The 15,030-nt window shown below is 66.7% G+C and carries 10 protein-coding genes and 2 pseudogenes; 2 read left to right on the top strand and 10 right to left on the bottom strand.

The genetic code is table 11. The annotated features are described in order from the left end of the window. The 8 genes and pseudogenes from KZO24_RS25635 to KZO24_RS25600 form a co-directional block, all read right to left on the bottom strand. Positions 1–768, bottom strand: coding sequence for a calcium-binding protein (locus KZO24_RS25635; protein WP_486487411.1), 768 nt, complete (start codon positions 766–768; stop codon positions 1–3). A gap of 303 nt (positions 769–1,071) precedes the next feature. Then, positions 1,072–2,322: a cell wall hydrolase gene (locus tag KZO24_RS25630; protein ID WP_271183879.1), complete on the bottom strand. Its 1,251-nt coding sequence runs from the start codon at positions 2,320–2,322 to the stop codon at positions 1,072–1,074. A gap of 42 nt (positions 2,323–2,364) precedes the next feature. Further along, the gene (locus KZO24_RS25625) at positions 2,365–3,462 is read right to left on the bottom strand and encodes a polysaccharide pyruvyl transferase family protein (protein WP_486487410.1); all 1,098 of its coding nucleotides are present in this window, start codon (positions 3,460–3,462) and stop codon (positions 2,365–2,367) included. A gap of 2 nt (positions 3,463–3,464) precedes the next feature. Continuing rightward, positions 3,465–4,400 (bottom strand): phosphoribosyltransferase family protein, encoded by a 936-nt coding sequence (locus KZO24_RS25620; protein ID WP_271183877.1) that lies wholly within the window; start codon positions 4,398–4,400, stop codon positions 3,465–3,467. 109 nt (positions 4,401–4,509) lie between these two features. Then, positions 4,510–5,871, bottom strand: a complete 1,362-nt coding sequence (locus KZO24_RS25615; RefSeq protein ID WP_486487409.1) for a glycoside hydrolase — start codon at positions 5,869–5,871, stop codon at positions 4,510–4,512. Then, a pseudogene (locus tag KZO24_RS25610) lies at positions 5,868–7,006 on the bottom strand (glycosyltransferase). The gene KZO24_RS25615 and the pseudogene KZO24_RS25610 overlap by 4 nt, the downstream one beginning before the upstream one ends. Further along, on the bottom strand, positions 7,003–10,455 hold the full coding sequence (locus tag KZO24_RS25605; RefSeq protein ID WP_486487408.1) for an outer membrane beta-barrel protein: 3,453 nt from the start codon (positions 10,453–10,455) through the stop codon (positions 7,003–7,005). Before KZO24_RS25605 ends, KZO24_RS25610 begins: the two are co-directional and overlap by 4 nt. Further along, complete coding sequence (locus tag KZO24_RS25600) at positions 10,455–11,222, bottom strand: sugar transferase (protein ID WP_271183873.1); 768 nt, start codon at positions 11,220–11,222, stop codon at positions 10,455–10,457. Before KZO24_RS25600 ends, KZO24_RS25605 begins: the two co-directional genes overlap by 1 nt. Before the next feature lie 270 nt (positions 11,223–11,492). Between KZO24_RS25600 and KZO24_RS25595 the strand changes: the two genes are divergently transcribed. Both KZO24_RS25595 and KZO24_RS25590 read left to right on the top strand, forming a co-directional pair. Continuing rightward, positions 11,493–12,098, top strand: a complete 606-nt coding sequence (locus KZO24_RS25595; protein WP_271183872.1) for a polysaccharide biosynthesis/export family protein — start codon at positions 11,493–11,495, stop codon at positions 12,096–12,098. Positions 12,099–12,437: 339 nt separating this feature from the next. Continuing rightward, entirely contained in the window at positions 12,438–13,139 is a 702-nt protein-coding gene (locus KZO24_RS25590; RefSeq protein ID WP_271183871.1) for a LuxR C-terminal-related transcriptional regulator, read from the top strand. A 28-nt stretch (positions 13,140–13,167) separates the two neighbouring features. On the opposite strand, the gene KZO24_RS25585 is transcribed toward KZO24_RS25590, so the two are convergent. Beyond that, a complete protein-coding gene (locus tag KZO24_RS25585; RefSeq protein ID WP_486487407.1) occupies positions 13,168–13,869 on the bottom strand; it encodes a 2OG-Fe(II) oxygenase in 702 nt (233 codons plus the stop codon). A gap of 8 nt (positions 13,870–13,877) precedes the next feature. Beyond that, a pseudogene (gene ada, locus KZO24_RS25580) lies at positions 13,878–14,945 on the bottom strand (bifunctional DNA-binding transcriptional regulator/O6-methylguanine-DNA methyltransferase Ada). Between the last annotated feature and the right edge of the window lie 85 nt (positions 14,946–15,030).

Below are 15,030 nucleotides of genomic sequence, written 5' to 3'. Positions count from 1 at the left end.
TCACGCGCCTACCGCGGAACGGATCGCCGCCACCGCCGGGCGCGGAGTCAGGTCGTTGTTGAACAGGCCGAAATTGGTGATCTCGCTCGTGCCCTTCCAGCAGAACAGCTCGTAGATGCTGATCGTGTGGACGTAGGACTGCGCCATCGCGGTCTTGACGTCGGACGCCAGCAACGTCGCCTGCTGGGCGATCGTGACCGGCGGCGAGGTATTGTTGCTGGCGCTTCCCCCGGTCGTGCGGCCCCACTCGGTGATGATGCCCTGGGTAGTCTTGCTCTCGACCACCTTCTGCTTGAACCCCGCCACGCGCCCGGCGACGTCGGACGGCGGCGTCGGGTAGATGTGGGAATTGGCCAAGTCGGTGTACGGCGCCTGCTGCGCCTGCATGAAGTCGTTGCTGGCGACCAGCGGGATCGAGCGCAGCACCGGGTCCACCTTGATGGCGGCGTGGAAGTCCTTGATGAACGCCATCAGCGCCGGTGCATTGCCGGTGCGGAAGCCCATGCGCTTGTCGGTCACGCCATTGTAGGTGACCGGATTGAGATCCGGCTCGTTGGGAAACTCGATGGCGAAGATCGAATTGGGAACGGTCGCCACGAACGCCTTCATGTCGGCGATGCTCTTGCGGATGTCCCGCACCGAAAGCGTGAAGCAGAACCGCACGCCCGCCCTTGCGAGGCCCACGTAAGTCGCCCAGCCTGCGGTTCCGCTGTAAGGCTCGCGGCAGCGCATCTTGCGCACGCCGCCCAGCTTGTCGAGCGCAGGCAATATGTTAGCCAGCTTGTAAGGCGATTGGGTGTCTTGCGGACGCCCCTGCACCATCAGCCGGCTGATGGAAGGGGTAGCGCCCCGTGCGATGGAAGGAAGGAGGGGAGCGGTCGCAAGCGCGCCGATCAGGTGACGTCGAGAGAGAGGGAAACCGTATTCGGACATTATTGTCGTTGCTCCAGAGGGCGAATCCGGATCGGCCGCATATCGGGCGATCATACCCTCCGGAAGGCGCAACGGGACGCGCGGCCCCGGGCTTGCGCCGGTCCGCACGGGAGCAGGAAATCTGACGGTTTCTTAACCTTAAAGCGGAGTATGGAGCAGTCTCTGGACGGCGACGCGGTCGGGCGGCAGGCATTGCCGCATATCCGGACGGGTCACGGCGGAGCAATCCCACAGCGCCAGGTCGCGGTGGCTCGCCGGGTCGCGGATGAAGACGAAGACCGGAAGGTCGCGCTGGGACGGCGACCGCAGGCGGTTGGCCTCCAGCATTGCGGGAGAGGACCAGGCGACGACACGGCAACTGGCCTTGCCCGCACAGCGAGAAAGCGCATCCATCGCCCACCGTCCCGGAGGCATCGCCGGATCGATGGAGAGAAGTATCGCGTCACCCTGAACACCGCCGGGGTTCCCTGCCATGACGGACGGATGTGCGGCGGCGAATGCGGGCTCCGTGACGGCAGGCAAGGACGCTGCGGTGGTTTCGACTTCTGCCTGCTCCGATCTCATGAGTGTCCCGAGCCGCTCGATCACGGGCTCCGGCGCATTCGGGCGGATCAGATGTCCACCGGCGAACCGGTAGAACACATGCGCGCCGACCTGCGCGACTTTCGTGAGGCTCGGCGCCCAGTAGGGATAGACGTAGTCCGCATGGTAATGCGTGGCATCGCCCACCGCCGGGTCCACCGCTCCGGACAGCGCCGCCGCTGCGAGAACCCGCGCACGCCGCCAGGCTTCGGGCGCTGGCCGCCGCGTCATCGCGCCGTCGCAGGTGAAAGTGAACTGGCAGCCGGTCGATAGTTCGGAACCCTGGAACACCACGCCGCAAACGCTCGCCGGGTAGACCCCGTGGCGCACGCGGTTGAGCACCACCTGCATCACCGCACGCTCCCCCGCAGCATCGTCGCCCGCCTCGTACCAGCCCGCCGCAGCAAGGCACGTGACTGCTCGCACGTGGTCCTCGTTCCCGCCCGCGAAGGCGAAGGGCTTCGCGAGGCCCGGAGGCGCATCGAAACGCCGCGCATCGTTGAGCAAGTGCGCCTTTTCGGGTGAGCCGGCGGTATCGGCCGCCGGTGCGGCGGAACCGAATGGTGGCTTCACGACCGGATTGCGGAGCATCATCGGCCCGGATCGGGCCGCCACGGAGACCGGCGCGCGCACGGCGGCAGGCAGTGCATAGGAGCACAGGCCGACAGCTGCGACGATCGCCGTCATCGCGCGCATCACCCGGACCACCGGGAATCGTGCAGGGCCTGACGGCCGCGCCGATGTCGAGGCAGCGGGATACTGCACGGTGCCGTGATGCCGTCTCCCCGCCTGGACGGAAAGTGCCACGGCGGGCGAGCGGCGGCGCAGCGGGATTAGCCCTTTCGGGTATCAATCGAGGTTGAGCGCCGCCCTGCGCCCGAGTTCCTGCCGGACTTGCGCCCGGGCCGCGACATCGAACGCCAGCGCCGCCGCGACTTTGGCTCCGGCCTTGCCCGCCTCCTCACGGCCGATCAGGGGGATCGCGAAGTCGTCGGCCACGACACGGACCTTGGCCGTGCCGTCCTCGATCGCCAGCGCGGGCGCATCGGCGAGGATCGCGAAGATCAGCGAATGCAGCCGGTTCGTCACCACCAGGGCGGCGTCGCGATAGAGCTGCGTCAGGGTTTCCAGTTCGAAACTGTCGAAGACATGGGGCTCACGCCCCTGCCAGCGGCCTGCGAGACGGGCAGCGGACACCTTGTCCATCGATCTGCGCGGGTCGTGGCAGGCAATGGCGACCCGCGCGTCGGGCAATGCCGCCTGCGCTGCATCGAGCACCGCATCGAGCGCGGCGCCGTCAAGCGAGCGGCGCTCGCTGCCGTCGTCGCAAGGCGCCACCACGATCCAACGCGCGACCGGCCCGCGTTCGGCTTCGACATAGGCGCCGATCGGCAGGAACACCATGTCGGCGAGGACCGCCACCGCCTTGCCCGGCAGCAGATCGGCCAGATTACGCGCGGAAGCCGCATCGCGCACGTTCACCACGGCACAGCGTCGCAGCACCATGCGCCAGAGAAAACGCCGGGAGCGTGAACGGATCACACTCACCCCAAGCCCCCGCGTGACCACGCGCCCGCCGCCCGCGCGTGCGCTTACGGCGGCCAGTGCAAGGCCGAACATCGACGCGATCGACACGTTGTCCCGCACGATCTGGCCGCCGCCAATCACGAGATCGGTCCCGAAGGCCCGGCCCGCGAAGTCAAGCAGGCGCTTGCCCGGCGTGAGTTCGCCGCCTGCCTCCTCGACCTGCCTGACGATCGCTGCGGGGAGCCGCGCCCAGTACCGCACCGCTCCGCCCTCCCCTCGCGAGACCGCAAGGTTCTGCAGCACCAGCTTGAGGTCGCCGAGATTGTGCAGATCACCCGGTACGAAGACCTGCCGCCGATGCGAATGGCGGGGCGTCGCAGCCCCGTCGCTCCCTGCATCGATCACCGGCTGGTGCTTCACCGCTACCCTGCTCGCAGCACGCGCGAGACCATCCGGCCGACACGCGCGCGGAACCGGTGCGGAGCCAGCGTATGGCGGATCGCCTGCGGGTTCATCATCCCCGGCATCAGCATCTGCGGGTCCTGAAGGCTGAGCACGGGTTTGCCGGACAGCCGCGCAATGTCGCGGGCCTGCGGCAGTTCGCTCTCCACGAACAGGTCGCAGGCGGCTTCGCGGTAAACCTCCGCCTTGAAACTGCCGTGTGCCCGCAGGCGCCGCCGCGCGGCGGCGTCGGGGAGGTCGAGCATCCGGAGCTGGCCGTAACGGACGCCGTGACGGTCCAGCCAGTCCTCGGTCGGCGCACGGTACTTCTCCAGCCGGCTGGTCACCAGCATCGCGATCTCTCGGCGCGGGCGGTGGAGCGGCACGGCGCTGGCAAGGAAGTTCAGGTAGCGGGCGCCGTCGTCGTTCTCGCGCTCGGTCGGGTCGACGCAGAGCACGCCGTCAATGTCGAAGCAGGAGCGCGAGACGATCGGATGATGGAGTACGTTCCACTCGAAAACGCGTGGTTCCGGGACAGTCTCGAACACGAAGTCGGCGCCGCCGGACTTGCCCGGCACGCCGTAGACCGCCGCGAAGGTGATGCGGCAGTCGAGGTGCGCCAGCTTCGCACGCGCCTCCTGCATGGAGGCGCCGGTGCGGCAGCTGTCATCGATAACGAGGACATGGGCGAACCGGGAAGCGGCCCCTTCCTCGCGCCGGGTGTGTCCGGAGGAGAGCAGCCGCCCTTGCGCAAAACCATCGATGTCCGCCAGCGGCAGGTTGCGCGCGAGAGCGACCATCGAGGCGGGCAGCATCCCGCTGCGGGGCACGCCAACCACCAGGTCGATGTCCTGCGGCAGCCGGGAAAGGCCACGCCAGACATCGCGGTAGAGGTCGTTGATCGATCGGAAATGCATCAGGCGCTCCCTCTGGAAGACCCGGCAGTTACAACGGCTTGCGGCGGAGAGCCGGACAGGCGGCGGCTGACCAGCATCGCCAGGTCGGGCATCCTCACCACGTGCGGGATCATCCGCCTGAGGCCGAGCGCGGCGCCTGCGAAGATCGCGAAGCTGGTGCCCGGGTGGCTGTTGGGGAGGACACCGCCGCCGGGATCAGGATGATTGGCGCCGTGACCGCGCAGGCGCGCATCACCGCGATCATCGCCTCGTGCCCGCTTGCGGCCACGGTGGCGCCGATCGGTCGTACCACGCTGATGAGATACCACGCGAAAGTGCCGATGCCGATGACGCCCATCGTGCCAAGGATCGCCATGAACAGGCTGGACGAGCGGAAGCTGCCCGGCCCGATGCCGAGCCCGCCCGAGGCGATGAAGGCGGTCACCCCCTGCATCGCCCAGAACAGGCGCTGCTGGCCGGACACGCTGGTGCCCTTGTCCACCGTCATATGCACGACCATCTGGCCGATTTTCGCTGCCATTCCAGGCACTACCGCGATTGCCACCGCCACCATGAACGCCAGCGCGACGAGCGCGAAGCCCGCCTGACGAAGCCGCTGCGGCTGCGCTGCCGCAGGGAACAGCGCAGCGCGCGCGGCGAAAAACGCGGCGTAGCAGGCGAGGCCGACGTAGGCGGTGCTGGAGGTGCTGAGGAACAGGACTCCGCCCAGCAGGAGCGCGGCCGTGCCGGTGTGGCGTGCCCAGACCGAGCGATACCAGCACTCGGCGTTGAACACGAACCAGCCGAGCGCGAAGGCGGCCCAGCCGGAGGCTTCTGGGAAAAGCCCGTCTACCCGGTTAAACCCTTGATAAGACTGATCAAGCTGCGCGTAAGTGCCGTTGCGGAACAGCGCGAATACGTCCTGCACCCAGGTGCCCTTGGTCTGCGAGGCGATCAGGCCGGTCAGCGCGTGGACCCAGCCGATGACGACGCCGCCCTTGACCAGAGCCTCGATCCCGCCCGCCGTACGCACCGCCACATAGGCACTCAACGTGACCATAAGGGCACCCAAGAGGTACACACAGGCTGTGATGTTCTGCGAAGTCGGCTTCAACGGCACCGTATCGAACAGGCTACGCGCATCGTCGAAGCGCATCGGCGCGACGTCGATCTGCCCGGCGAAGATGCGCGGTGCGACCAGCGCGGCGACCATGCCGTAGAGCGTGAAGAGCACGAGCGGGAAGTTGTCCTTCACCCCGTCGCGCCAGAGTTCGAAATAGCCGCCGCTCGGCATCAGCACGCGCAAGTAAACGAAGACAAGCGCGAACTGGATCGGCGGGATCGAGCTGTTGCCCAGCGCCGGCACCGTCACCGCCGCCGCCCCGCCGAACAGGCCCGAAGCCATCAGGAACAGCAGCATCGCGGGCATCGAGCGGAACAGCAGCACGAAGCCGATCACAAGTTGCACCAGACCGACGAAAGTGAAGCTCATGACAGTTGCCCCACCGCCGTAAGGATCTTGCGATCGAAATGCTCGGGCGCGAAGCGGTTGGACTGCGCGACCGCGACGCTTGGGTCGAATTCGGGGAGCCAGCGCTCGAACCGCTCGATCCCGTCGACCAGCGAGTCCGCCGTCTGTCGTTCGAAAAACAGGCCGGTTTCGCCCGGCACCACGCTGTCGAGCACGCCGCCGCGCCCGTAGGCCAGCACCGGGCGGCCCGAGGCCATGGCCTCCACCGGGACGATGCCGAAGTCCTCCTCCGCCGTGAACACCAGGCCCCGCGCCCGCGCATAAGCCTGCCGCAACTCGTTGAAACCCAGCCGCGAGACGAAGCGGATGTTCGGCCCGGCGACGCGCTTGAGCCTGGCGAGCATCCCGCCGTCACCCACCATGAGCAGCGGCAGTCCGGTGCGGTTGAACGCCTCCACCGCAAGGTCGGGGCGCTTGTAGGGCACCATCTGGCCGACCCACAGGTAGTGATCATCGACGTCGAGGCTGGGGGTGAAGATGCGCGTATCGACCGGCGGGTGGATGACCTCGGACTCGCGCCGCCAGAACTTGCGCACGCGCTCGCGGATGAAGCTGCTGTTGGCGACGATCGTGTCCACCCTTGCGCTGGACGACATGTCCCATTGCCGCATCCGGTGGTAGATCAGCGGCATCGCCGCGCGGGCGATCGGATTGGCGTCCTTGCGGTAGAGGTGGTAGTGATCCCACAAATACCGCATCGGCGAGTGGCAGTAGCACAAGTGCTGCGCATGGGGGCTGGTGATCACCCCTTGGCCGGCCCGCTCTCGCTGCTGATGACGAGGTCGTAGCCGGTCAGGTCGAGATGCTCCAATGCCATCGGCATCAGCGGCAGGTAATACTGGTACAACCGGCGCGAGAACGGCAAGCCGTTGATCCAGGTCGTCGTCACATTGGCCTTGCGGATGCTCTCCGACATCCGGCTTTCATCGTAGACGTGGGTGAAGACGTCCGCGCCCGGGAACAGGCCGAGCAGCCGCTCCAGCACCCGCTCCCCGCCGCGCATCGACACCAGCCAGTAATGGACGATGGCGACGCGCGGTTCGCTGAACCGGGTGTGCCGTCCCGCCACCGGGGGTTCGGCCAGGTTCAGTGTCATGCGTAATAGGCCTTGTATTCACGGTAGAAGTAGGCCGGGTCGGAGTAGCCGAAGAGGCGCTTGCGGCGCATGTCCATCCGGTTGATCGTCACGCCCACGACGTTGACGCTCTCACGCGGCAGCATGCCCAGGGCCGAGCGCGCCGCCCCCTTCATCGTCTTGCGCCAGCGCACCACAAGCACCGTCGCGTCGGCCATTCCGGCCAGGGTGCGGCCCGCCGCGATCGGCAGCACCGGCGGCAGGTCGAGCACGACATAATCGAAGCAGGCGCGCAATTCCTGCAGCAACCGGGTGAAAGTCTCGCCCGTCAGCAGCGTGTCATGGGCAAGGTCGGAAGGCTTTACCGGCAGGACACAAAGCCCCGATTCCTCGGTCACCAGCGCATCGGCGAGCGAAACCTTGCCTTCGAGCACTTCGATCAGGCCCGGGTGCTCGGGCGAGAGGCGCAGCAGCTTGCTGACACCGCGCCCGCGCAAATCGCAGTCGACGAGGATCGCGCCGCGTCCGCTCACCGCCAGCGTCTGCGCGAGGCAGGAGGCCACCGTCGTCTTGCCCTCCTTGGGCAGCGCCGAGGTCACCGCTATGATCTGCGCCGGGCCATAGACCGCCTGCTCGATCGAGGTGCGCAGCGAGCGGAACGATTCGGCGAAGGCGGAGCGCGGTTCCTGCGTGATCGCTGGCACCTCGCGCCGCGACTTGCGGCTGACCGAGGCGAGCAGCGGGATCGCGCCGAGGTAGCGGCTGCCCAGCCCCTGCTCGACTTCGTCCGACGTCGTCACGCCGCGGAACAGCGCCTCGGCGACGTAAGCGGCGGCAAGCCCGGCGCCGAGGCCGATCACCAGCGCCAGCAGCATGTTCATGGGAATGTTGGGCGAGCTTGGCAGCAGCGGCACCTCGGCCAGCGACAGCACGCGGGCGTTCGGCCGCTGGGTGCCGTCCTGCGCGATCAGCTGGCGGTAGCTGTTGAGGTACGTCTCGTACATCGCCTGCGAGGACTGCGCGGTGCGCTCCAGTTCATCGAGGCCGACCATCGCCGCGTTGTTGCGCGCAAGGTTCCCGCGCGCCGCACCGAGGCTGGAGCTGAGCGAGGCGAGGCGCTGGTCCGCCACATCGCGCTGCGCCTGCAGGTTGGACATGATGCGGGTAATCTCGTTCCTGATGTCGCTGCGCACTTCGGCGAGTTCGCTCCGGCTGCGCACGAGCTGGGGATGATTGGGGCCGTAGCGCGCCTGCATGTTGGCGACCTCGCCGCCGATCTGCGATTCCCGCGCACGCAGCGAGCCGATCACGCCCGAGCCGAGCGCCTCGCCCACGTCGTCGCCCGCCGATCCAGAGCGCAGCTGCGCCTGCGCGGTCGCGAGCCGCGCCTGGCTCTCGGCCGCCTCGGCGCGGGCCTTGGTGACTTCCTGGTTGTAGCTGGAAATCTCCTGCTCGGTCAGCGAGGCCCCCGAAGTGCTCAAGAGGCCGTTGGCGATGCGGTAGCGCTGCAGCCGCTCGGTATCCGCGTGGGCCTGCTGGCGCAGTTGCTCGAGCCGGGGCGCGACCAGCTTGGCGGTTTCGGTGTTGCTCTCGTGCGCGGCCTTGACCTCGATCTGGGTGAACTGCTGCGCGTACATGTTGGCGACTTTCGCCGCGTCCTGCCCGTTCGGCGCCTTGAACGCGACCTTGAGCGCGTAGCTCTCGCCGCTGCGCACGGCCGAGACGTTGTTCTGGTAGGTGGTGACGATCTCGGCCTGCTGGGCCGCGCTCTTGCCGTCGAGGACGCCGAGTGCGGAAGCGACACGCTGCGCAAGGTCGCGCGATTTCAGCGTCTCCACTTGCGTATCGACGTAAGAGCTGTTCGGCGAAGGCCCGGCCTGTCGCCCGGCGCTTGCCGCGGCCTCAGGCGTGTCGGTCGGCGCCAGCAGGCTGACGACCGCCTCGGCCGTGTACGTGATCGGCATCGAGAAGGTCACCGCCGCGCCGATCGCCAGCGCCGCTCCGGTGACCAGCGCGATCAGCCCCGATCGGCGCCGGAAGAACGCCATCGACCCGCCAAGGTCGACGCGCGCCGACGGCAGCATGAGCGATTGCCCGGGCGCCAGCGCAAGATCGCGCGGATCGGACCCGGCACTGATAATCTGGTGTGCACTGTTCATTGTCTGCTCCTGCCCTTCCGGCCGCTGGAGATGGTGGCGCCTCAGATCGCGATCCGGGCTCCCACTCGAACGGCTGCCCCGTCGTATTCCCTTGGATTGATGCCTGACCCGCGCTGCCGCCGCGCACTCACGCCGACGAAGGCGGCGATGCGGGTGGAGATCGTGCGGGTCACGGTAGCTTCGCCGAAGACGCGCGATCTCGCGGCGGTCGAAGCCTTCGTATTCGTTGCGCAGGAACCCGGCCTCGATCCCCACCAGCGTCCGGCTGCCCAGCGCGATCGAGGCATTGCCGACCAGCGTGGACTGCAGGACGGCGGAGCCCAGCATCAGCGGGCTGCGCTCCACCGTGCGCTCGCCCTTCAGTTCGAAGCGGGTGCGCGCGGTGGGAGTCCACTTGACGCTGACGTGGTAGTCCATCGCGCCGATGTCCGGGCGGGCCGGATCGCGGGTGTCCTGCTTGACGTAGCCCAGCGCCGCTTCCGCCGTCACCAGGTCCGTTATCCGGTAGCTGACGCCGCCGACCACGGAGAAGCCCTTGGAATTGCGGCCGGTGCCGATGTCGTAGGCCAGCCGGTTACCGGTCGCCCTGACGAACAGACCGAAGGTGTCGGAGCGGCGATAATCGCCCCGGAAGGTCACGGCATCGCGCCTGACGTCGCGGAAGGACTGGTCGACTGGGAGCCCGTTCTGGCGCGCATCGTTATAGTCCAGCTTGCGTGAACTGACGCCGATCTGCCACTCGATGATGCCGCCGCCGCTCGACAGGCGCAGGCCGCCGCCGTATTCGTTGTAGGATACCGGGCGGTCGGTGAAGAACTGGTCGCCGAACGTGCCGCGCCGCTCGATCCTGCGCGCGACGCCGAAGTCGCCGTCGAGCACGAAGCGGTCCGCGAAGTCCAGTCGCCCGTCCGCCGAAAGCGACCACTGGTTGCTGTTCTCGGCGCTGGTGTCGAGGTAGCGGCGGCCCTCGGCGGCGGCATCGAAACGCAGCGCGTGGCGGGAAAAGTCGCTCTGCAGACTGACGCTGGGGCGTACCACGGCGACACCGTCGTCTATCTTGCTGCGCTGGTTATAGATGTTGGTGTCGTAGCGCAGGTCGAAGTTGACCCGGGGCAGCACCTTCATCGTGCCGATGCGGATGCCCTCGGCATCGGTCTGCTCGACCACCGATTCGGGCACTTCGACCGGATAGTCCTGCGCCCGTGCGGTGCCCGACAGGAACGCGGGCACGAACGATCCGGTGAGCCAGAGCGCCGCGGCGCGCTGGAAGCGTTTTCGCCCCAGACCGGTTGGCGCAAATGCCAACCGCATCAGCAGGACCCTCGCCCGGAAGCGACGGCGGGAATGGTGGCCGCCAGTATCCGCGCATCGTAGGCAAGCGTGCGCGCCCGGGTATAGCGAATGTCGGCGGCGATACGGCGGCGATAGGTCACGCTGCTGCGCCCGGAGACCTGCCACAACCCGGTCAGACCCGGCCGCACGGCAAGGTAGTGATGGATGTAGCGCCCGTAACGCGGCATCTCGTCCACCACGATCGGGCGGGGTCCGACGATGCTCATCTCCCCGCGCAGGACGTTGAACAGCTGCGGCAGTTCGTCGAGGCTGGTGACGCGGATGATCCGGCCGACGCGGGTGACGCGCGGGTCGTTGGGCAGCTTGCGATCGCGCTCCCACTGCGCGAGCAGATGCGGGTTCTCGCTGAGGATGCCTTCGAGACTGCTCTCGGCGTCGATCTGCATAGAACGGAACTTGAAACACGGAAATCCGCGACCGTTGCGGCCTACCCGGCGCTGGGCAAAGATCACCGGCCCCGGCTGGTCGACCCAGATCGCGATGGCGACGATGATGAACAGCGGCAGGAACGCGATGATCGCGGCAGTGGCGATGATGATGTCGAACGGCCGCGCCAGCACGTGATCGGGCTGCGCCAGCAGATCCCAGCAATCCCAGCGCGAGTGGGCGCCTGCCACGATCGGAGCCAGCGGCACCGGATCCGCCTGCTCTGAACCCTCGGACAGCATCGCATCCGAGAAGGATTCGTGCCTCCGAGCCTGCGTCCCGGCGGAATTCCCATCCATGGAGATACCTCTCTGCGTCGCGATTACCGAAGGACCAGACCTCTTTCCGTTTGCGTACAAAGAGAACTGATCAGCGAGGGTCAGAGTGACGGTATCGATGGCCCGCAGGCAAACGGTCATAAGACGTAAACCCACCTACCCCTTTCGGACTATCGCCCCGGAACTTGCTGATTTTTCTTCACAACCGAAGAGGTATGGAACCGCGACGGTACTTGGATAGGATTGCATCGTACCCCGACTTTGGACCGGGGATCTCGTAAGGAGGGCGAAATGATCCAGGGACTTTTCAGGCCTCGCGCACGCCGCTGCACCGGCATTCCGGCTTTTCTCTTGGCCACGGCGCTGACCGCCGGATGCGCGACTCAGAACTATCCGCTCGTCGATGTGTCCGAGGCGAACGCGCGCGCTACCCAGGGCATGCGCCTGGACGCGGGCGACAAAGTGCGTGTAACCGTGTTCGACGAACCGACACTGACCGGCGAGTACGAGATCGGCACGGCAGGCGCGGTGACGATGCCGCTCATCGCCGACGTATCGGCCGCCGGCAGCACGCCGGACCAGATGGCCGGCGCCATCACCGCCAAGCTGACCCAGGGCGGCTACGTGCTGAACCCGCATGTCGCGGTGGACGTCATGTCGTATCGACCGTTCTACATCCTGGGCGAAGTCGGCAAGCCCGGCGAGTACACGTATGCCGGCCAGATGTCGCTGCTTCAGGCGATCGCCAAGGCGGGCGGTTTCACGCCCCGCGCCAACAAGGGCACGGTCGTCGTGCTGCGCAAGAGCTGGGGTGGCGGGCGCAAGGTCGTGGTTGGAGACCCCGCCCTGATCATCATGCCGGGCGACACCATCACCGTTAACGAGTCGATGCTCTGACCGTCCCGCGATGAACCGTTCATCGCAAAAATCGGCATTTCTGGCGTGATTCTCTCAAAACACTGAAAAATCCCAATGTAGCACCCGACCAAGACCAAATATGGTTATCTACGTAGCGAGTTAAAGGGATCGTCATCTGCCAGTACGGCGATCACAAATCCCGGAGGCCCGCCGAATACGGAAAGATCATAATTGGGAGAAAGCCGCGCCCGTGCATTCGGACGCCGGATGTCGTCTTGTATACTCGAACAACAGGACTGACCTCGAAAGGCCGCACTTGAACAACACTCCGGACATTGAGCAATTCAATGCCCGAGTTGGGACTCGGAAGGGTGACCATTGGGTATTTCAGTCTCGATCATCAACCCCAGCTCCATTTCGCGCGAGGGGCTTCGGCGCATAATCCTGGACGGTGGGATCGAGGTCATCTCGACTTCCGCCAGCGTGGAGGACTTGCCTGAATTGCCTGACCGAAGCGATCATCTGGTTCTGGTGGACGTTCCCAGCCTGTCGGAGCAACTCGACTCCCTCCAGCAACTGGCAAGCCGCGACATGGTCAGCGCGCTGATCCTGGCGGAAAAGTTCGACCTGTCATCGATGCTGAACTGCTTCGATCATGGCGCGCAAGGCTATGCCGTGAAGGACATGCCGTGCGACACTCTGATCGCCCTGCTGCGCCTCGCCGCGCTGGGCCACAAAGTCATCCCGCCCGATGTCGCGGACATGCTGCGGCGTGAGGATTTCCGGGCCGCCGCGCCCGAACCGCGTGACGATCCCGGAGGCGCGCACAATTCCGGCTACGGCGGCGGCTCGAAGCTTTCCCAGCGCGAGAACGACGTGCTGTGCTGCCTGATGGCGGGCTACTCGAACAAGAGGATCGCCCGCAAGCTCCTCGTGACCGAGGCCACGGTGAAGGTTCACGTGAAAGCGATCCTGCGCAAGCTGAACGTCGCGAACCGGACACAGGCGGCGATGTGGGCCACTACTCACGGTGTTCCGGCGCTCGACGCGGCCTTGGCGCTGCCCGTGATGGGGAACTGAGCGCCGCCGAGATACGGGCTCTTAGCCGTCAGGCCGCGTCGTGGAAGATGATCCCCAGCGCATGCCGTCTTCCGGATCGCAGCGTGCTGACCCCGTGGCGCAGGGCGACCCGATAATCGCCCCGCGTGCCACGATGTGGACGTACGTTCACCGCGAAGATGACCCCATCGCCCTTGCGGAGCGGAACGACCGCCGCGCGCGACTGCATGCGCGGGCGCTGCTCGGTGAGCACGAACTCGCCTCCGGTAAAATCCCGGTCGGGTTCGGACAGCAGCACAGCCACCTGCAGCGGGAACACGTGATCGCCATAGAGATCCTGATGCAGGCAGTTGTAATCGCCTTCACCGTATTGCAGCAGCAACGGCGTCGGTCGCGTCTGGCCCGCTTCATGGCAGCGCGCACGAAAACCGGCGTGGTCGGTGGGAAAGCGGGCCGCAATTCCCATCCGCTCGTGCCACCTGTCGGCGACCGGCGCGAGATGCCGATAGAGCCCGGTGCGCGCCGCCGCTACCAGCGGCGGCAACGGGTAGGCGAAGTAGCGATACTCACCTCTGCCAAAGCCGTGCCGCGCCATGTGGATGTGATTGCGAAAAGCATCGGTCGGTCCATAGAGCCCGGCCATGGCATCACATTCGGCGCCGTCGAGCAGGCCCGGCAGCATCGCCCAACCTTCCCGGTCGAGACAGTCCGCGATCGCCCGCCAGTCATAGGCCGAGACGCGGGCGTCCATGTCGGTGCTCATGCCGCACCCTCGATCTCGATGAGCCTGCGCTTGCGCTCCACGCCCCAGCGGTAGCCCGAAAGCGCGCCGTCGTTGCGGATCACCCGGTGGCAGGGAATGGCGATGGCGATGGGGTTGGCCGCGCAGGCGCCGGCGACCGCGCGCGTGGCACGGGGCGAACCGATGCGCCGTGCCACTTCCGCGTAAGTAACGGTCTCGCCCGCCGGAATCCCGCGAAGAACCTGCCAGACGCGCTGCTGAAAGGCCGTACCGCGCACATCCAGCGCAAGATCGAGCCCCATGTTCGGCGCCTCGGCGAAACCGACGACTTTTGCGACCGTCTGCTCGTAGTTCGCATCGGCGCCGATCAGTTCCGCCTTCGCAAAGCGGTCCTGCAGGTCACGGACCAGTTCGTCGGGATCGTCACCGAGCAGGATCGATGCCACCCCTGTCGCTGGAAGCCACGAGGATCGCGCCCAGCGAACACTGCGCAACCGCGAAGTGCAGCACTTCGTCGGCACCGCCGCTCCGATAGCGTCCCGGCGTCATGCCCAGCATCGCCGAGGATTGCTCGTAGAAGCGACCGCTGGAGTTGAAGCCCGCCTCATAGATCGCATCGGTCACCCGGCTGCCGGCCGCGAGAGTCTCGCGCACTTTGCGGGCACGGTGCGCACCGGCATAGGCCTTCGGGGTAAGGCCGGTCTGTGCCTTGAACAGCCGGTGGAAATAGGCGGGGCTCAGTTCCACCGCGGCCGCCAGGTCATCGAGCGAAATCGGCTCGTCCGATGCCTCGATCAACCGGCATGCCTGTTCCACCAGAGCGGCGTTGCCGGCCTCCCGGGATGCACCTTCCGGATTACAGCGCCGGCACGGCCGGCATCCCGTCGCCCGCGCGCTCTCCAGCGTATCGTGCAACGTCACGTTCCGGGGTTGGCCGTCCGCGAGGGACACGAGGGCCGACAGTAGATCCCGGTGGTCGCCACCGAATACCACAACTTGCCATCGGCGCTCTTGTCACGGGCGACGACCTGCGCCCAGCGCGGGTCGCTTGCGGTGCGATCGATATGTCTGTCTGCGTTCGTCATGAAGCCGTTCTGCCAGCCCGAGATCCAGCCCGCGCTCTGTTTCTTGCTCTCAAATCCGATATGGGGCTTCGGACCGCTCCTGGCG

Source organism: Novosphingobium sp. NFX11 (assembly GCF_057376415.1).
This window is presented reverse-complemented; position numbering and strand designations above follow the sequence as displayed.

Coding starts and splice junctions, on each gene's coding strand:
- KZO24_RS25595 (WP_271183872.1), top strand. CDS start 11,493: ATGATCCAGGGACTTTTCAGGCCTCGCGCACGCCGCTGCACCGGCATT.
- KZO24_RS25620 (WP_271183877.1), bottom strand. CDS start 4,400: ATGCATTTCCGATCGATCAACGACCTCTACCGCGATGTCTGGCGTGGC.
- KZO24_RS25615 (WP_486487409.1), bottom strand. CDS start 5,871: ATGAGCTTCACTTTCGTCGGTCTGGTGCAACTTGTGATCGGCTTCGTG.
- KZO24_RS25600 (WP_271183873.1), bottom strand. CDS start 11,222: ATGGATGGGAATTCCGCCGGGACGCAGGCTCGGAGGCACGAATCCTTC.
- KZO24_RS25605 (WP_486487408.1), bottom strand. CDS start 10,455: ATGCGGTTGGCATTTGCGCCAACCGGTCTGGGGCGAAAACGCTTCCAG.
- KZO24_RS25585 (WP_486487407.1), bottom strand. CDS start 13,869: ATGGACGCCCGCGTCTCGGCCTATGACTGGCGGGCGATCGCGGACTGT.